The organism is Alterileibacterium massiliense, from assembly GCF_900104645.1.
Classification (GTDB): Bacteria; Bacillota; Clostridia; order Peptostreptococcales; family Anaerovoracaceae; genus Alterileibacterium; species Alterileibacterium massiliense.
Genome location: NZ_FNWE01000002.1, coordinates 566174 through 582083, shown reverse-complemented (window position 1 = coordinate 582083; position 15910 = coordinate 566174). Strand labels below are relative to the sequence as shown.

The 15910-nt window shown below is 35.9% G+C and carries 12 protein-coding genes; 3 read left to right on the top strand and 9 right to left on the bottom strand.

From position 1 onward, the window contains the following. Positions 1 to 39: 39 nt before the first annotated feature. A complete protein-coding gene (gene uvrA, locus BQ5371_RS04605; RefSeq protein WP_071132741.1) occupies positions 40 to 2925 on the bottom strand; it encodes an excinuclease ABC subunit UvrA in 2886 nt (961 codons plus the stop codon). A 51-nt stretch (positions 2926 to 2976) separates the two neighbouring features. Then, on the bottom strand, positions 2977 to 4950 hold the full coding sequence (gene uvrB, locus BQ5371_RS04600; RefSeq protein WP_083377429.1) for an excinuclease ABC subunit UvrB: 1974 nt from the start codon (positions 4948 to 4950) through the stop codon (positions 2977 to 2979). A 246-nt stretch (positions 4951 to 5196) separates the two neighbouring features. Between uvrB and BQ5371_RS04595 the strand changes: the two genes are divergently transcribed. Next, positions 5197 to 6501, top strand: a complete 1305-nt coding sequence (locus tag BQ5371_RS04595) for a DUF1015 domain-containing protein (RefSeq protein ID WP_071132740.1) — start codon at positions 5197 to 5199, stop codon at positions 6499 to 6501. Here BQ5371_RS04595 and pdxR read toward each other — a convergent pair. Next, positions 6474 to 7937, bottom strand: coding sequence for a MocR-like pyridoxine biosynthesis transcription factor PdxR (gene pdxR, locus BQ5371_RS04590; protein WP_071132739.1), 1464 nt, complete (start codon positions 7935 to 7937; stop codon positions 6474 to 6476). The two genes, BQ5371_RS04595 and pdxR, sit on opposite strands and share 28 nt — an antisense overlap. A 122-nt stretch (positions 7938 to 8059) precedes the next feature. On the opposite strand from pdxR, the gene pdxS reads away from it, so the two are divergent. After that, a complete protein-coding gene (pdxS, locus tag BQ5371_RS04585) occupies positions 8060 to 8935 on the top strand; it encodes a pyridoxal 5'-phosphate synthase lyase subunit PdxS (protein WP_071132738.1) in 876 nt (291 codons plus the stop codon). 94 nt (positions 8936 to 9029) lie between these two features. Here the strand turns inward: pdxS and BQ5371_RS04580 are convergent, their stop codons facing one another. Next, the gene (locus tag BQ5371_RS04580; protein ID WP_071133125.1) at positions 9030 to 10235 is read right to left on the bottom strand and encodes a hypothetical protein; all 1206 of its coding nucleotides are present in this window, start codon (positions 10233 to 10235) and stop codon (positions 9030 to 9032) included. 45 nt (positions 10236 to 10280) lie between these two features. Continuing rightward, positions 10281 to 11468, bottom strand: a complete 1188-nt coding sequence (locus BQ5371_RS04575; RefSeq protein WP_071132737.1) for a M20 metallopeptidase family protein — start codon at positions 11466 to 11468, stop codon at positions 10281 to 10283. Positions 11469 to 11649: 181 nt separating this feature from the next. On the opposite strand from BQ5371_RS04575, the gene BQ5371_RS04570 reads away from it, so the two are divergent. Beyond that, positions 11650 to 12543 carry a LysR family transcriptional regulator gene (locus BQ5371_RS04570; protein ID WP_071132736.1) on the top strand — a complete coding sequence of 298 codons (894 nt, stop codon included), beginning with the start codon at positions 11650 to 11652 and terminating at the stop codon, positions 12541 to 12543. 5 nt (positions 12544 to 12548) lie between these two features. On the opposite strand, the gene BQ5371_RS04565 is transcribed toward BQ5371_RS04570, so the two are convergent. The 4 genes from BQ5371_RS04565 to recR all read right to left on the bottom strand — a co-directional run bounded on the left by BQ5371_RS04565 (position 12549) and on the right by recR (position 15887). After that, positions 12549 to 13373, bottom strand: a complete 825-nt coding sequence (locus BQ5371_RS04565) for an amino acid ABC transporter ATP-binding protein (RefSeq protein ID WP_331462936.1) — start codon at positions 13371 to 13373, stop codon at positions 12549 to 12551. Continuing rightward, positions 13373 to 14026: an amino acid ABC transporter permease gene (locus BQ5371_RS04560; RefSeq protein ID WP_071132735.1), complete on the bottom strand. Its 654-nt coding sequence runs from the start codon at positions 14024 to 14026 to the stop codon at positions 13373 to 13375. The genes BQ5371_RS04565 and BQ5371_RS04560 overlap by 1 nt, the downstream gene beginning before the upstream one ends. Before the next feature lie 3 nt (positions 14027 to 14029). Then, complete coding sequence (locus BQ5371_RS04555; protein ID WP_083377427.1) at positions 14030 to 14851, bottom strand: amino acid ABC transporter substrate-binding protein; 822 nt, start codon at positions 14849 to 14851, stop codon at positions 14030 to 14032. 433 nt (positions 14852 to 15284) lie between these two features. After that, positions 15285 to 15887 carry a recombination mediator RecR gene (gene recR / locus BQ5371_RS04550; protein WP_071132734.1) on the bottom strand — a complete coding sequence of 201 codons (603 nt, stop codon included), beginning with the start codon at positions 15885 to 15887 and terminating at the stop codon, positions 15285 to 15287. Positions 15888 to 15910 lie beyond the last annotated feature (23 nt).

The window sequence follows — 15910 nt, the reverse complement described above, 5'->3', positions numbered from 1 at the left end:
ATAACTAAATTTACGAATAACCAAAATGCTGAATAATCTTTAGTGATTATTCAGCATTTTTTTAAGATACTTTCCTGTATAAGATTTTGAAATATTAGCAACCTCTTCAGGCGTTCCTTTCGCTATTATTTCTCCGCCCTCATCTCCGCCTTCAGGGCCAAGGTCTATGATATAGTCTGCCTGCTTTATGACATCGAGGTTATGCTCAATCACGAGTATTGTATTTCCCTGATCGGTTAGCATATTGATTACATCTAATAATTTTTTTACATCTGCGAAATGAAGCCCCGTTGTCGGCTCATCGAGTATATATAAGGTATTTCCCGTACCACGCTTAGATAGCTCTGTTGCAAGTTTTACCCTCTGTGCTTCACCACCTGAAAGCTGGGTTGACGGCTGCCCGAGCTTTATATACCCAAGCCCTACATCGCTTAGCGTTTTTAAGTACCTCTTAATTCCCCTGTGATTATCGAAAAAATTAAGTGCCTCGCTTACGGTCATATCTAAGACCTCGGTAATATTCTTCCCCTTGTATTTTACTTCCAAGGTTTCGTGATTATATCTTGCCCCTCCGCAGACTTCACAAGGCACATATACATCCGGCAAAAAATTCATCTCCACTTTGATAATGCCATCTCCTCGGCAGCTCTCGCACCTTCCTCCCTTGACATTAAAGCTGAACCTGCCAGGCTTATATCCTCTAGCCTTGGCTTCAGGCATCTGAGCAAAGATTTCCCTTATCTGCGTAAACATTCCTGTATATGTAGCAGGGTTAGATCGTGGCGTTCTACCAATTGGGCTTTGGTCGATGTCAATTATCTTATCGAAATTTTCTATGCCCTTAATTTCCTTATACTTGCCTGCCTCCTGCGTGCTCCTATTTAGCTCTTTTTTTACTCCCTTGTAAATAATTTCATTTACGAGGCTACTTTTCCCTGAACCCGATACTCCTGTAATGCACACAAATTTACCAAGCGGAATATCGACATCTATATTTTTTAAATTGTGTTCACTAGCTCCTAAGATTTTTAATATCTTGCCACTTCCCTCTCTCCTCTTATCCGGGATAGGAATAAACTTTTTGCCGGAGAGATACTGCCCTGTAATTGACTCCTCGCAAGCGATAATATCTTCTATACTTCCTTGAGCAACTAGCTTACCACCTGAAATTCCTGCAAGCGGTCCTATGTCAACAATATGATCTGCCATTCTCATGGTGTCCCCGTCGTGTTCAACGATTATAAGGGTGTTACCCATATCCGTCAATTTTCTAAGGCTCATCAGCAATTTGTCATTATCTCTTTGATGTAAACCGATGCTTGGCTCATCTAGAATATATAATACTCCAACCAGCCCTGAGCCTATCTGCGTGGCAAGCCTTATCCTTTGAGATTCTCCTCCGGAAAGCGTTGCACTCTGCCTTGATAAAGTGAGATAACCAAGCCCGACATTTTTTAAAAATTGTAACCTTTGCCTGATTTCCTTTAAAACCATTCCGGATATTTTTTCTTCTGTATCGCTGAGCTTTAAATTGTTAAAAAATTCAAGCTCCTCTTTTACAGACATCTCCGTAACCTCAATAATATTCTTTCCGCCTATTGTAACCGCAAGAACTTCTGGTCTTAATTTTCTTCCCCCGCATTTAGGGCATTTCCTCTGAACCATCATCTCTTCTATTTTATTTTTTACAAAATCTGAATTTGTTTCCCCATATCGCCTCTCAAGGCTAGGAATAATCCCCTCAAAGGTATGATTCATATGCGACTTATGACCAGATGAGCTGGTATATGTGTATTCTATCTTTCTTTTTCCCGTTCCATAGAGAAGGTCCTTCTTAAAAATATCCGGAAGCTCGCTATATGGCACATCGAGATTTGTTCCATCATCTATCGCAAGCCTGTTAAGCATATGTCTGTACCAGCCCATTGAATCGAGATTTCCAAAAACATTTCCGAGTGCTCCCTCTCTTAGGCTGAGCTTCTCGTCCAAAACGAGTCTTTCTTCTGGAATTCTAAGTGTAAAACCAAGACCAGTGCATTTATCACAGGCTCCAAAAGGGCTGTTGAACGAAAAAGTCCTAGGTTCAAGCTCGGGAATTCCTGCTCCATGCTCGGGGCAAGCGAACTTCGTGCTGAAAACTTCCTCTCTTGAGCTTGGTTCAGAGTTCGTGCTCATGTCTTCCTCAGAAACTTGAATAGACGCCTTATTTATTATCTCGACATATACAAGTCCCTCTCCCTCTCTTATGGCGAGTTCAACTGCTTCCGCCATACGGCTCCTGCTTGAATCCTTGACAACAATTCTGTCTATTACTATTTCAATATTGTGTTTTTTCTGCTTTTCAAGATTTATATCGTCTTCATCGAGCCTCATAATTTCCCCGTCGATTCTGACACGCATATATCCGTCACGCCTTATCCTCGATATTACATTCTTATGCTCGCCCTTTCTGCCTCGCACAACAGGAGCCATTATTATGACCCTTGTTCCGTCTTTTTCACTATTAATTTTTTCCACTATTGTATCTACAGACTGACTGCTAATTTCCCTTCCGCATATTGGACAATGCGGGATTCCAATTCTGGCGTAAATTAGTCTCAGGTAATCATATATCTCTGTAACCGTGCCTACAGTTGACCTTGGATTTTTACTTGTAGTCTTTTGGTCTATTGAAATTGCTGGAGATAAACCCTCAATTGATTCAACATCCGGCTTTTTCATCATTCCGAGGAATTGCCTAGCATATGAAGAAAGGCTTTCCATATATTTTTTCTGTCCCTCTGCATATATCGTATCAAAGGCAAGCGATGATTTGCCCGAGCCTGACAGACCTGTGAAAACGATCATCTTATCCCTTGGAATTGTTAAATCTAAATTCTGTAAATTATTCTCTTTTGCTCCCTTAATTATTATATTTTTTTCCATACTTTCTTTAGTCTATCCTCATTCTTTATTAATTCTGTTTTAATTTAATATTTATGCTCTCATGCTCGCTTTTAGCTCGAACAATATATCTCTAAGCTCTGCTGCCCTTTCAAATTGTAAATCCTTAGCAGCTATCTTCATCTCTTTATCTAGTCTCTTAATTGCTTCTTTTATTTCCTTGCTCGTCATTTCACTAGGATTTTTTAACTCTTCACTCTCATCATATGCTCTCGTAGCCTCAATCACAGACCTTATAGGTTTTATAATAGTCTTAGGAGTTATTTCATTTTCCTTATTATATTCATTTTGTATCGAACGCCTTCTCTTGCTCTCGCCTATTGTATATTTCATTGCCTTGCTTATATAATCCGCATACATTATTACTCTACCATTAGAATTTCGTGCCGCTCTTCCAACAGTCTGCATTAATGATGTGTTATTTCTTAGGAAACCTTCTTTGTCTGCATCGAGAATTACAACAAGCGAAACTTCTGGAAGGTCAAGCCCCTCTCTTAGGAGATTTATTCCAACTAGGACATCAAATTTTCCCATTCTTAAATCTCTTATTATTTCAAGTCTTTCAAAGGTATCTATTTCTGAATGAAGATAGCGTGTCTTTATCCCATCGTTTTTCAAAAATTTTGAAAGATCTTCCGCCATTCTCTTTGTGAGCGTGGTTATGAGAACTCTTTCACGCCTCTCAGTGGTCTTATATATTTCTCCAATTAAGTCATCTATCTGACCCTCAATCGGTCTTACCTCTATAGTCGGATCGAGGAGCCCTGTCGGTCTTATCAGTTGCTCTGCCGTTATCCCTAATGACTTATCTATCTCATATGCCGAAGGGGTTGCACTAACATATAAGGCCTGATTCACGAGTGATTCAAATTCTCTAAATTTAAGAGGTCTATTATCCAAGGCTGACGGGAGCCTGAATCCATATTCTACAAGTGATGTTTTCCTTGCCTTATCTCCATTATACATCGCTCTAAGCTGCGGGAGCATTGCATGGCTTTCATCTATTATGAGGAGAAAATCATCAGGAAAATAGTCTAGCAAGGTGTATGGTCTTTCACCAGGCTTTAAAAAGTTGATATGCCTCGAATAATTCTCAATTCCCTTACAGGTTCCGACCTCTTTCATCATCTCGAGGTCATAATTAGTCCTCTGCTCAAGTCTTTCAGCTTCTAATAATTTACCATTTTCTCTAAAAAATCTCAGCCTTTCCTCAAGTTCCTTTCTTATTGTAAGTTCTGCCTTTTCCATATCTTCTTTTGATGTAACATAGTGAGAAGCGGGAAAAATAGATATATGCGTTCTAACTCCTGTAATCTCTCCAGTCAAAGGATTCATCTCCTTGATAGATTCAATTTCATCTCCAAAGGATTCAACTCTAACAGCTTCTTCTCCCCCTGCAGGATAAATATCAAGAATATCTCCCCTTACTCTGAATGTTCCCCTGTGAAAATCTATGTCATTTCTTTCATATTGCATATCGACGAGCTTACGAATCATCTCGTCTCTACCCATCATTGCTCCCTCTCTTATGGAAAGAATTTGATTTCTATATGAGCTAGGGCTACCTATTCCATATATGCAGGAAACACTGGCAACTACTATAACATCTCTCCTCTCAAGAAGTGCAGCTGTCGCACTATGCCTAAGCTTATCAATCTCGTCATTTATATCCGCATCTTTTTCTATATAGGTATCTGTGGATGGAACATATGCCTCTGGTTGATAGTAATCATAATAGGAGACGAAATATTCAACAGAATTATTTGGAAAAAACTCCTTAAATTCTCCATGAAGCTGGGCTGCCAAGGTCTTATTATGAGAAATTACAAGCGTCGGTTTTTGAACTTGCTCAATAATCTTTGCCATAGTAAAAGTCTTACCTGAACCCGTTACACCCATAAGAGTCTGATGCTTTTTACCATCTTTAATATTTTGTGAAATAAGACGAACCGCCCTTGGCTGATCTCCCATCATTTCAAAATCAGAATGTACTTCAAATTTTGGCAAAGGACTACCTCCTTAAGGAATACCTGTTGAATGCTTTTGACTAATTATAAAGAATTATAAATATAAAAATGTATATTATTTAATTATACCATTCAATATAAATTAAAAGATGACAATTATAAGTAAATATTGATGTTCATATCAAAAATAATATAATAATAAATATATTAATATTAATTTTAACAATTATATTATTAATTAATACATAATAGAAAAATAAATATAAAAATAAGGAGATGATTTTATATGTCAATTGATTTTTCTTCTTTGGGATTAAATATACCTGAGATTTTGCTACCCGCATACGGAACTGATTACTCTAAATGGGCTGTAATTGCCTGCGATCAATTTACTTCTGATGAAGACTACTGGAATGATGTAGAAAAAATTACAGGTGACGCTCCATCAACTCTTAATATGATTCTGCCTGAGGTTTACCTTGGTAGAGATGGAGAAGAAGATAAAATTTCCACGATTCACTCAAAGATGAAAGAATATATAGATAATGGAACACTTGAAAAATTTCCTAGAGGAATAATGCTTGTAAAGAGAATTGCCGAGGGGAGAAGCAGGCTTGGCTTTGTTATATCTGTAGACCTCGAAGAATATGATTACTCGGAAGGCTCTACATCTCTTATCCGTGCTACTGAGGGCACTGTAATTGAAAGGATTCCGCCTAGGTTAAAAGTCCGTCAAGGAGCTGGAATTGAAATACCTCATATCATAGTGCTCATAGATGACCCAAGTCACTCGATTATCGAACCACTTGTTACGCTCGAAAGCACAGAAATATATGATTTTGAACTTATGAAAAATGGCGGTCATATCTACGGCTCTTTTATAGAGGAGAAAGATTTATCTGAGCTTAGAGATGGTATTTCAAACCTATATGAAAATGCCCTCAAAAAATATGGGAAGGACAAGGCGATTCTATATGCTGTCGGCGATGGTAATCATTCTCTTGCAACAGCTAAGGCATACTGGGAGGAGGTTAAAAAAGACCTCTCTATAGAAGAACAAAAATCCCACCCTGCAAGATTTGCTCTATGTGAAATAGAAAATATCCACGATGAGGGAATTATCTTCGAAGCTATACACAGGGTCATCTTTTCTAAAGATGGAAATTCTACTGATTTAATTATTAGCAAGCTACTTAATATCTTAAATGAGCAGAATGGCAAGGCATATATTAAGGACAAAGGATTTATTCCTCAAGATAATACCTTTGCAATACCTTTTATAATGGAAGATGATGAAAAACTTTTGATAATTGAGAATCCGTCACACAATCTTGAAGTTGGTACATTGCAAAATGCACTCGATATTATAGTTAAGGATTTAAAACTTGCTGATATTGATTATATTCACGGTGAGGACATGACACGAAAACTTGGCAATATCAAAGGAAATATCGGTTTTATTCTTCCGCCTATGGATAAGGGAAAGCTTTTCCCTGCAATAGCTGATAGCGGTGCTCTCCCAAGAAAAACATTTTCAATGGGTGAGGCGAATGAAAAGCGTTATTATATAGAGTCGAAGTCTATAATCTGATAAATTATATTTAATACTTCATCAAGATTTTTTATATCAATATTTGAGTAGTTTACGAGGAAGATGTGCATATCTTCCTCTTTTTCTTTATTTTTTATCTTTTCTTTTGAATAATATTCTGAAAGTGCGGAAATGCTTATCCCTTTTTTATTTAATTTTTCTATTAATTCTCTATCTCCCATCTTCGTATAAAGCTTTATAAGGAAATGCAATCCTGAGTCATTTTCTATAATCTCACATTTTTTTGCAATTGGGTTATCATAAATTCTCGATAGCACTTCCTGCCTTTTCTTTGAATAATGAATTCTTCTTCTGCTTATGTGTTTATCAAAATATCCACGCTCTATGAATTTTGCAAGTGTATATTGTTCAAAATTCGAGACTGTGCATGAATAAAATGAAAGCTCTCTATAGAACTCGTCTATAAGATGCCTAGGTAAAACCATATAACTTATTCTCATTGTAGATGCAAGCGATTTGGAAAAAGTATTGATATATATTGATTTCTCGCTATCATCTATTGCAAAAAGCGGAGGGATTGGTTTTCCGCTATAGCGAAATTCGCTATCATAATCATCTTCAATTATATATCTTCCTTCTTTTTCATTTGCCCATGAAATTATCTCATACCGCCTAGAGGCAGGCATTGTAATTCCAGTTGGAAAATGGTGGGCAGTGCTTATATGGACGATATTTGCTTCAGTATTTCTAATTTCCTCTGGAATTATCCCCTTTTCGTCCATATTTGCATATTTATAAACCACCTTATTTTTTTCATAAATCATAGGAATCTTCTTATATACAGGATTTTCTATGCAATATGTTTTATCTCTTCCAAGAAGCTGAATAAGAAGTCCATATAGATATTCCGTTCCAGCACCTATTATAATCTGGCTAGGGTGAACGCTCATTCCACGAAAAGACCTTAGATGCTCAGATATAGCTTCCCTTAATTCAAATATACCTCCTGTCGGTGATGGCTTCATGAGATTTTCTCTATTTCCTGATAGCGTTTCTCTCATCAATTTTGCCCACACTGAAAATGGAAATCCAGATGCAGGCATACTATTATTTGAAAGATTATTTTTATAAAGCAAATTTTTATTGTAAATATTTTCTCTATCATCATTATCAATATTGCCATATTCTATGTTTATGTTCTGATTTTCGGAAGGTCTATTATATGCTCTTATTATTAAATTGTTGGATACATAATATCCTTTTCTTGGAAGCGAATAGATATACCCCTCGCTAATGAGCTGGTTATATGCGTTTTCTACCGTTATACTGCTTATACCATTGTTTTTTGCAAAGGCTCTCTTAGATGGCAGCTTTTCACCTCGTTTTATAATTCCATTCACAATATCTGACTTTATACATTTATAAATATGTTCATATAAGGGCGAGTCTATGTTTTCAAAATTATAGGTAAGCACGAGCTCCTCCTAACTGGCATAAAAATATATGTTATTCTGGGTATTTAAATATATCCAGTTTAAATATATCATCTTATTTATATTAATGTAAATACTCAATTTGTAAGGAGGTATAAATTACAATGAATAGAGATAAGCATAAATTCAATAAGGACATCGGCAAGGCACTTATGGGTGGTGTTATCATGGATGTAACAACTCCTGAGCAGGCTAAAATCGCTGAGGAAGCTGGTGCTAAGGCTGTTATGGCACTAGAGAGAATCCCTGCTGATATAAGGGCGTGCGGTGGTGTATCAAGAATGAGTGATCCTAAGATGATAAAGGGAATACAGGACGCTGTAAGTATTCCTGTTATGGCAAAATGCCGTATCGGTCACTTTGTAGAAGCTCAGATTCTCGAAGCTATAAACATCGACTGCATTGACGAGTCTGAGGTGCTCTCTCCTGCAGATGATGTGCATCATATTGATAAGAGTGCTTTTAAAGCTCCTTTTGTATGCGGTGCAAGAGATCTAGGTGAAGCTCTTAGAAGAATTGCTGAAGGTGCGGCAATGATAAGGACAAAAGGCGAAGCAGGAACAGGTGATGTTGTTCAAGCGGTTAGGCATATGAGAATGATTAACTCTCAGATGAGAAAGGTCACAACTTTAAGAGAAGATGAGCTATTTGAAGCATCAAAAAATTTGCAGGTTCCTTATGAACTCCTTAAATATGTTCATGACAATGGCAAACTTCCAGTAGTTAATTTCTCTGCAGGCGGAGTTGCTACTCCTGCTGACGCTGCTCTAATGGTACAGCTTGGAGCTGAAGGTGTATTCGTAGGTTCAGGTATCTTCAAGTCAGGTGATCCAGCTAAGCGTGCAAATGCTATAGTTAAGGCTGTAGAAAATTATGATAAACCTAAGATTATTGCTGAGCTTTCTGAGGACCTAGGTGAAGCAATGGTAGGCATCAATCCGGAAGAGATTAAGATTATAATGGAAGAGCGTGGAATTTAATTAAATAAGATTAGAATTTAATATAAATGAAAAGATAGTGCCAGTCCTAATTAGTCTGACACTATCTTTTTAATGAATAGTAATACTATTTAATCTATAAAAGTGTTGCAAAATATCCTGCAAATAATACAGAAGTAATTGTTACTGTAACAAATCCTCCAACGACCATCGATGGGAACATCTTGCTCATCAAATATCCTCTTTCATCTGGATCTTCAGTCAGTGCGTTACAAGTGCTTTCAGTTATTATCGCATCACATGGGAATCCATAAAGTGCGGTAAGACCATTTGCAAATGCAAGCGGAAAGCTCATCTTGAGTATTTTAGATATAACAAAAGCTGCTATTCCCATACCAAGAACACCTATAACTATCATTATTATCATAGGAATGATAATTGATAAAAGCATACTAGGGGTACAATTTTTCAATCCTGCGAATACACTTAGCATTGCAGCGAACATAAAAATTGTATATGTATTTGCCCTAGACAATGAACTCGTATCCAATATGCCAATTTTGGTAAGAATTACTGAAATAATTAAGCACCATACTATCGTAGGAACCTGAGGAATAATCTGCCCAACAATCGTTGATAGCCAGACGCTAAAAGCAACTTTAGCAATAATAAATACAGGTGTATTAAATTTTTCTGGTACTGGTGGTAACAATTTCTTTATATCATTATCATTTGCTATTGCAGTTAATCCAACGCTTTTCATCTTATCAATTTCTTCTTGGCTAAGATTTAATTCTCCAGAACGCCATTCTTTAAGTAATTTTCTGCCTTCTTTATGAAGACAAACTGCTGTAATTGGATAACCAGCAAGTCCCTGCACTGAATACATAGCTATTGCGAAGACTGCAGCCGTTTCAAGTCCTGCTTCTTTAGCTGCACTTTGCATTGTTAGAGCTGCGACAACACCACCCGTAAGAGGTGGAAGTCCTGCAATCATCAAGGTTTTATCTATTAACAGAGGACAGATAAACCAGCATAGAGCAACCATTCCAAGAAGTCCAACCAAACAAATTACTACCGTTTTCCATTGTTCAATAAGCTGTTTTAAACTTATTACCGTTCCAATATGTGTTATGAACATAAGTACTGCAATTTTTCCAGCGAAGTCAATTAAGCCAGAATCCTCAGCTATTGAATTAGGAAAAATTGTCCAATAACCTATTAAAAATATTATTGATGTTACAAGTATCGAAGGTACCCATGCGTGTGTAATTTCTGAAATCCATTCACCTATTACATATGCAATAGCAACAACTATTAGTGCCAAAAAAGCATTATACATTACCATTACAAACCTCCCTTAATTTTTTTAAATCTATATTTTAATTCACTTTTCTAAAATAGCTAATGCAGCATTAGTCATTGCTGCCATACCATATTTCATTGCTTCTTCATCGAATGTGCAATTAGGGCTATGGAGTGTTGATACAGGCATACCTTTGACATGACCTGCTGATAAGAACATAAGTACTGCAGGTTTTCCAGTCTTGGTAGAAAAAAAGCTAAAGTCTTCGCTACCGCCAAATGGTTCTTCCATTTTTTTATAAAAATCTCCTCCAAGCTCTTTTTTGTAATAATCTGAAATAATTTCAACAAGCCTTGAGTCATTAATCATCGCATCGTATCCAAGTCTAATATCTTCTTCGACTTTACAACCCGAAATTTTTTCAACTCCTCTGCATATGTCATGAATTTTTTGTATTGCAATCTCTCTTGTTTCTTGCGTATAAGCTCTTATCGTTGCAATTAAATTACAAGTATCTGCAATTACATTGGATTTTATTCCTCCTTCAATAACATTTACTGTTAATATGCAGGTTTCAAGAGGATCTATATTCCTTGACTGTATTTGTCCAAGCAGTACATTTAGCTGACAAGCGGCTAAAATCGCGTCATTCGCCTTGTGTGGAGTTGAACCATGACCGGATTTACCATGTACTTTTATATAAACCTCATCAGCTGATGTCGCGGTAGAGCCTTTTCTTAAGCATATTTTCCCTACATCATTTTTTGTTGGATTTACATGAAGTCCAAAAAATGCATCTACATCGTCAACCATGCCACTATCAATAATCTTTCTAGCTCCTCCTGGCTGTATTTCTTCACTTGGTTCAAAAATAAGCTTTACAGTTCCAGTGAAATTATCCCTCATTTTACATAGAATTCTTGCATTACCAAGCATCATTGCCACATGCATATCATGACCGCAGGCGTGCATTTCTCCTTTGACTTGACTTTTAAAAGGTAGATTTGTTTCTTCTTCAACAGGTAATGCGTCCATGTCACATCTTAAACCAACTGTTTTACCCTCTCCTTTTTTACCTTTTATAACTCCTATTACTCCGGTTTCAGTCGGACTAAGGATTTCATCAACACCATATTCATTAAGTTTTTCTTTGATTATTGCTGAAGTTCTAAATTCTTTATTTCCCTGCTCAGGGTGACTATGTATGTCACGCCTAATTTCAACAACATCATCAAATATTGAAATTGCTTCATTTAGAACTTTATTCATTATTATCTCCTTTCTGTAACACAGCAAAAGGAAACTCGAGTTAACCCTTATCTATCTTATAAAATGATTATAAATAAAGGCTTTTTCTTTGGGAAATTATTTGTTATTATGATTATCAGTACTTTGACTAATATCAAAAAATCTGGTGAGTTATTAGAATTAGTTGATGAAAGGAGTATTAATGGAACTTAGGCAAATATATTATGCCCTTGAAATCGCAAAAGAGAAAAATTTTTCAAAGGCTGCAAACAATCTTTTCATCACACAGTCAAATATTTCACAGCAAATAAATTCTCTTGAGCAAGAATTAGATACAAAACTATTTGTAAGAGATCAGCACGGAGTTAAGCTAACTGAAGATGGTAAAAAGTTCTGCATTAATGCACAAAAAATTGTTGATGAAATTGACAATCTAATGATTTCTTTTAATAAGAATACCAATATAGACAAGGAAATAATTAAGATTGCTGTTTTCCCATTTGCCAATAAAGTTGGAATTACTTCAGTTATTACAGATTTTTTTAATATAAATGCCAATTTGCTTATGTCAATTAAAGTGGCTGATAATTATGACGCTTATTATGGTCTTGAAAGTGGTGAGCTAGACTTTGCAATAGTCAAAATAAGACCTGAAGAAAAGTCTAGTAAATATGAATATGTATTTCTTTCTGAGGAAAAGCTATGTTTATTAGTCAATAAGGACAATCGATTAGCAAATAAAAAAACCATCAAAGCTGAGGAGCTTTCTGAGCTTCCTCTTTTGATGGCTGACTCAAGTTCAAGTATTTATAATGATGTAAGAAAGGTTTATAAAGAGCTCGGAGCAAATTTCAATGTAATATTTGAAACTACCAATGATATTGAATTATTAAATGAAATGATAGCAAATAACTACGGTGTAACCATCGCAACGGAATCTTCCGCTATATCAACACAGAATAGCAAAATTAAAGCTATCGTAATTGAGTCTCCGATTAAATTCAGCAACTATATTGTATATCCTAAGGATAAACAGTATAACGGTATATATAAAAAATTTATTGAATATGTAGTCTCTGGTGTAAAGAATTTATAAGTTCATCAATTCGTCTTAATCATTGCGGACAGAAATGCCTTAAGTCTATCTGTCTTTGGATTATAGAATATCTCCTCTGGACTACCTTCTTCTATTATCCTTCCGCTATCCATGTAAATTACCCTGTCTGCTACTTCTTTAGCAAACCCCATCTCGTGCGTTACAACAATCATGGTTGTATCTCGGTCTGCTAGTTTTTTCATTACAGAAAGAACTTCTCCTGTAATTTCAGGGTCAAGTGCCGATGTTGGCTCATCAAAGAGCATAATATCAGGCTCCATCGCGAGAGCTCTCGCAATTGCTATTCGCTGTTTTTGACCGCCGGAAAGCTTAGCTGGATATTCTTCTCTTTTATTTTTAAGTCCTACCATCTCAAGCAAGGATAAACCTCTCTCTATTGCTTTTTCTTTTGGTATCTTCTTAACCTTAATCGGTGCATATGTGATATTTTCTAGGCAGGTCATATGCGGGAATAGATTAAAATGCTGAAATACCATTCCTGTTTCGCATATAGCTTCTTTAAATAAATTATCAGGCAGATATTTCGCCTCTGTACTTCCATTTTTTTGTTTAATAGCTCCGCCTTTAATTCCTTTAAATTCGGTATCCTCATTGCTACTTGCAATTACTTCTCCATCAAGAACTATCTCTCCCTTTGTAATTCTCACCAGTCCATTAACTGACCTAAGCAAGGTGCTTTTCCCTGAGCCTGAAGCTCCAATTATCGCAACAGTTTCACCTTTTTCTACATAAAGAGAGACATCATTAAGTGCTTCGCAATTTTCAAATGTTTTATATATATTCTTCATCTCGAGGATTTTATTTGCCATTACATAACCTCCTCATATCTGGAATATCTTTTCTCCATATTATTTAGAATAAGGGTTGCTATAAATGTAAATATTAGATATATGCCTGCCGCTATCAAATATGCATAAAGTGTTCCATCTCTATTTACTATTCCCTGTGCAACTTTCATCAAATCTGCCAAAGCTATAACAGAGGCTAGAGCTGTATCCTTTACCAAGGTTATGACCTCATTTGAAACAGGAGGAAGAACTATCCTCGTCATCTGCGGTAATACAATGTCCTTAAATGTCTGAACTTTTGAAAGCCCTAATGACTTAGCTGCTTCATACTGCCCTACTTCTATGCTCTTTATTCCACCCCGGTAAATTTCTGCAAAATATGCAGCATAATTTAGTACAAAGGTGAATACCGCCGTTGGAAATGCTTCCCATCTAATGTTGAGATAGATAGGAAAAAAGAAATAGAAGAAAAATAGCTGTAACATCAATGGAGTGCCTCTAAAGATGTAAACATACGCCTTGCAAATCCACCTTATCAATGGGATACGGCTATTTTCTCCAAGAGCAATAGGTATTCCAAGAGGCAAGGATAGAATCAAAGTCAGTGCAAAAAGTGATATTGATATAACCGTCCCTCTAAGGAGAGACGGCAGTATAATTGAAAAATAGTTCATAATTTACTCCTTAACTATAAAGGAATCATCATTTTTAAACCACTTCTGTGATATTTCTTTTCCCTTGCCATTGTCCATAATCATTTTGAGAGCCTCATTAACCTTAGCTGTCAGCTCTTTATCGCCTTTTCTAAATCCAATTGCATAAAAATCGTCCATAAATATGTAATCGGAAGTCTTAAGCTCTGGATAAGTGTACTCGCCCATAACCTTGTCAATAACCATAACATCCACTCTTCCGGCTTTCATATCAAGATAAGCTGCTGCATAATCCTTATATTCCTTGATATTATCTTTGAATTTGTCATAATTCTTATCAGCCTTTAGACCGTCAAGTGCAGATGAATCCGCTTGCGTGCTTATCTTGTAATTAGAAAGCTCTGAAGAGTCTTTAATATTGATATTATTATCTGCTGACATTACTATTATCTTATTATTCATATATTTATATGATAAGCTCATGCTTTTATCTCTATCCTTAGTCCAAGACATACCATTCCATACGCAATCAATCTTCTTTGATTTTAATTCTCCATCTTTAGCATCCCAATCAATTGGTTTAAATTCAACCTTTATACCAAGCTCTTCTCCAACTGCCTTGGCTAGGTCAATATCAAAGCCAACTATCTCATCATTTTCATCTCTAAATCCCATAGGAGCAAAGGTGTCATCAAGACCTACTACCAAAGTACCCTTGTCCTTAATATACTCCCAGTCTGACTTAGATTTATCTTGACCACAGCCTGTTAATATAATGCTTATAGAAATTAATAGACATAAGCTTATTCCCATGAAAATTTTGTTTCTAATTGATTTCCTATTCATTTCTTCTCCTCCGAATATTTTCCTTATTTTTGATTTTAATTTTTAATTACTTATTTCTTATTTTTCGATTTCTTAGTTTTAGTTTTTATTTCTAAGTTTTCATTTTGTTAATTTTCTCTTTCTTCGTGATTGGTTGTAAACTTTTGTAAAAGTCTTTGCTTTCTTGATTTAGTGCGTTAAAGTGTTAATGTGATGTTGTAATTATAACACCTATCTATTATGCTGTCAACCTTAAATCTTAAAAATTTAGCAAATTTTAAAGATAAATTAAAGCTGGCAAATGTACAATAGCTTCTCGTTAAATTATAAAGATAGCTTAAAGCAAAGAAATACAACAAAAAACTTTGCAAAGTTATAAAGCTTAAAATTGCTGAAATAAAAAAGCAAAAGACATTTTATCTTTTGCCAAAATTTTTTAAAAAATATTAAGTCCTTATATCTCTCGTCTGCCTTCCACAGCTTTAAGGAGAGTGACTTCATCAGCATATTCAAGGTCTCCCCCAACAGGTATGCCATGAGCAATTCTAGTTACCTTGATTCCTGCCGGTTTTAACAAGCGGGCTATATACATTGCCGTTGCCTCTCCCTCAATGTTAGGATTTGTAGCTACTATGACCTCTTCAATATCCGGATTATCTCTCAGTCTTTCAACCAAAGATTTTAGATTAATATCCGATGGTCCAATCCCACCAGCCGGAGAAATTGAACCGTGTAAAACATGATATAAACCGTCATATTCTCTTATCTTTTCTATTGCTGCGACATCTTGAGGAGATTCAACAACGCAAATTACCTTTTTATCCCTAGTTTCATCAGAGCAAATAAGGCAGGGATTTTTATCGGTTATATTGCCACAGATAGAGCAATAGTTCAATTTTTTCTTTGCCTCGATTATTGAACCAGCAAGATTTTCAGCCTCTCTATCGGTAAGTGAGAGTATATGAAAAGCAAGTCTTTCCGCACTTTTTTTACCAATGCCCGGAAGTTTTGACAGTTCATTAATCATTATTTTTAGTGTCTTTGGATATTCTCTCATCTTTTCCTCTATTATCTTTATTA

Coding starts and splice junctions, on each gene's coding strand:
- uvrA (WP_071132741.1), bottom strand. CDS start 2,925: ATGGAAAAAAATATAATAATTAAGGGAGCAAAAGAGAATAATTTACAG.
- BQ5371_RS04595 (WP_071132740.1), top strand. CDS start 5,197: ATGTCAATTGATTTTTCTTCTTTGGGATTAAATATACCTGAGATTTTG.
- pdxS (WP_071132738.1), top strand. CDS start 8,060: ATGAATAGAGATAAGCATAAATTCAATAAGGACATCGGCAAGGCACTT.
- BQ5371_RS04580 (WP_071133125.1), bottom strand. CDS start 10,235: ATGTATAATGCTTTTTTGGCACTAATAGTTGTTGCTATTGCATATGTA.
- BQ5371_RS04575 (WP_071132737.1), bottom strand. CDS start 11,468: ATGAATAAAGTTCTAAATGAAGCAATTTCAATATTTGATGATGTTGTT.
- BQ5371_RS04570 (WP_071132736.1), top strand. CDS start 11,650: ATGGAACTTAGGCAAATATATTATGCCCTTGAAATCGCAAAAGAGAAA.
- BQ5371_RS04565 (WP_331462936.1), bottom strand. CDS start 13,373: ATGGCAAATAAAATCCTCGAGATGAAGAATATATATAAAACATTTGAA.
- BQ5371_RS04560 (WP_071132735.1), bottom strand. CDS start 14,026: ATGAACTATTTTTCAATTATACTGCCGTCTCTCCTTAGAGGGACGGTT.
- BQ5371_RS04555 (WP_083377427.1), bottom strand. CDS start 14,851: ATGAATAGGAAATCAATTAGAAACAAAATTTTCATGGGAATAAGCTTA.
- recR (WP_071132734.1), bottom strand. CDS start 15,887: ATGAGAGAATATCCAAAGACACTAAAAATAATGATTAATGAACTGTCA.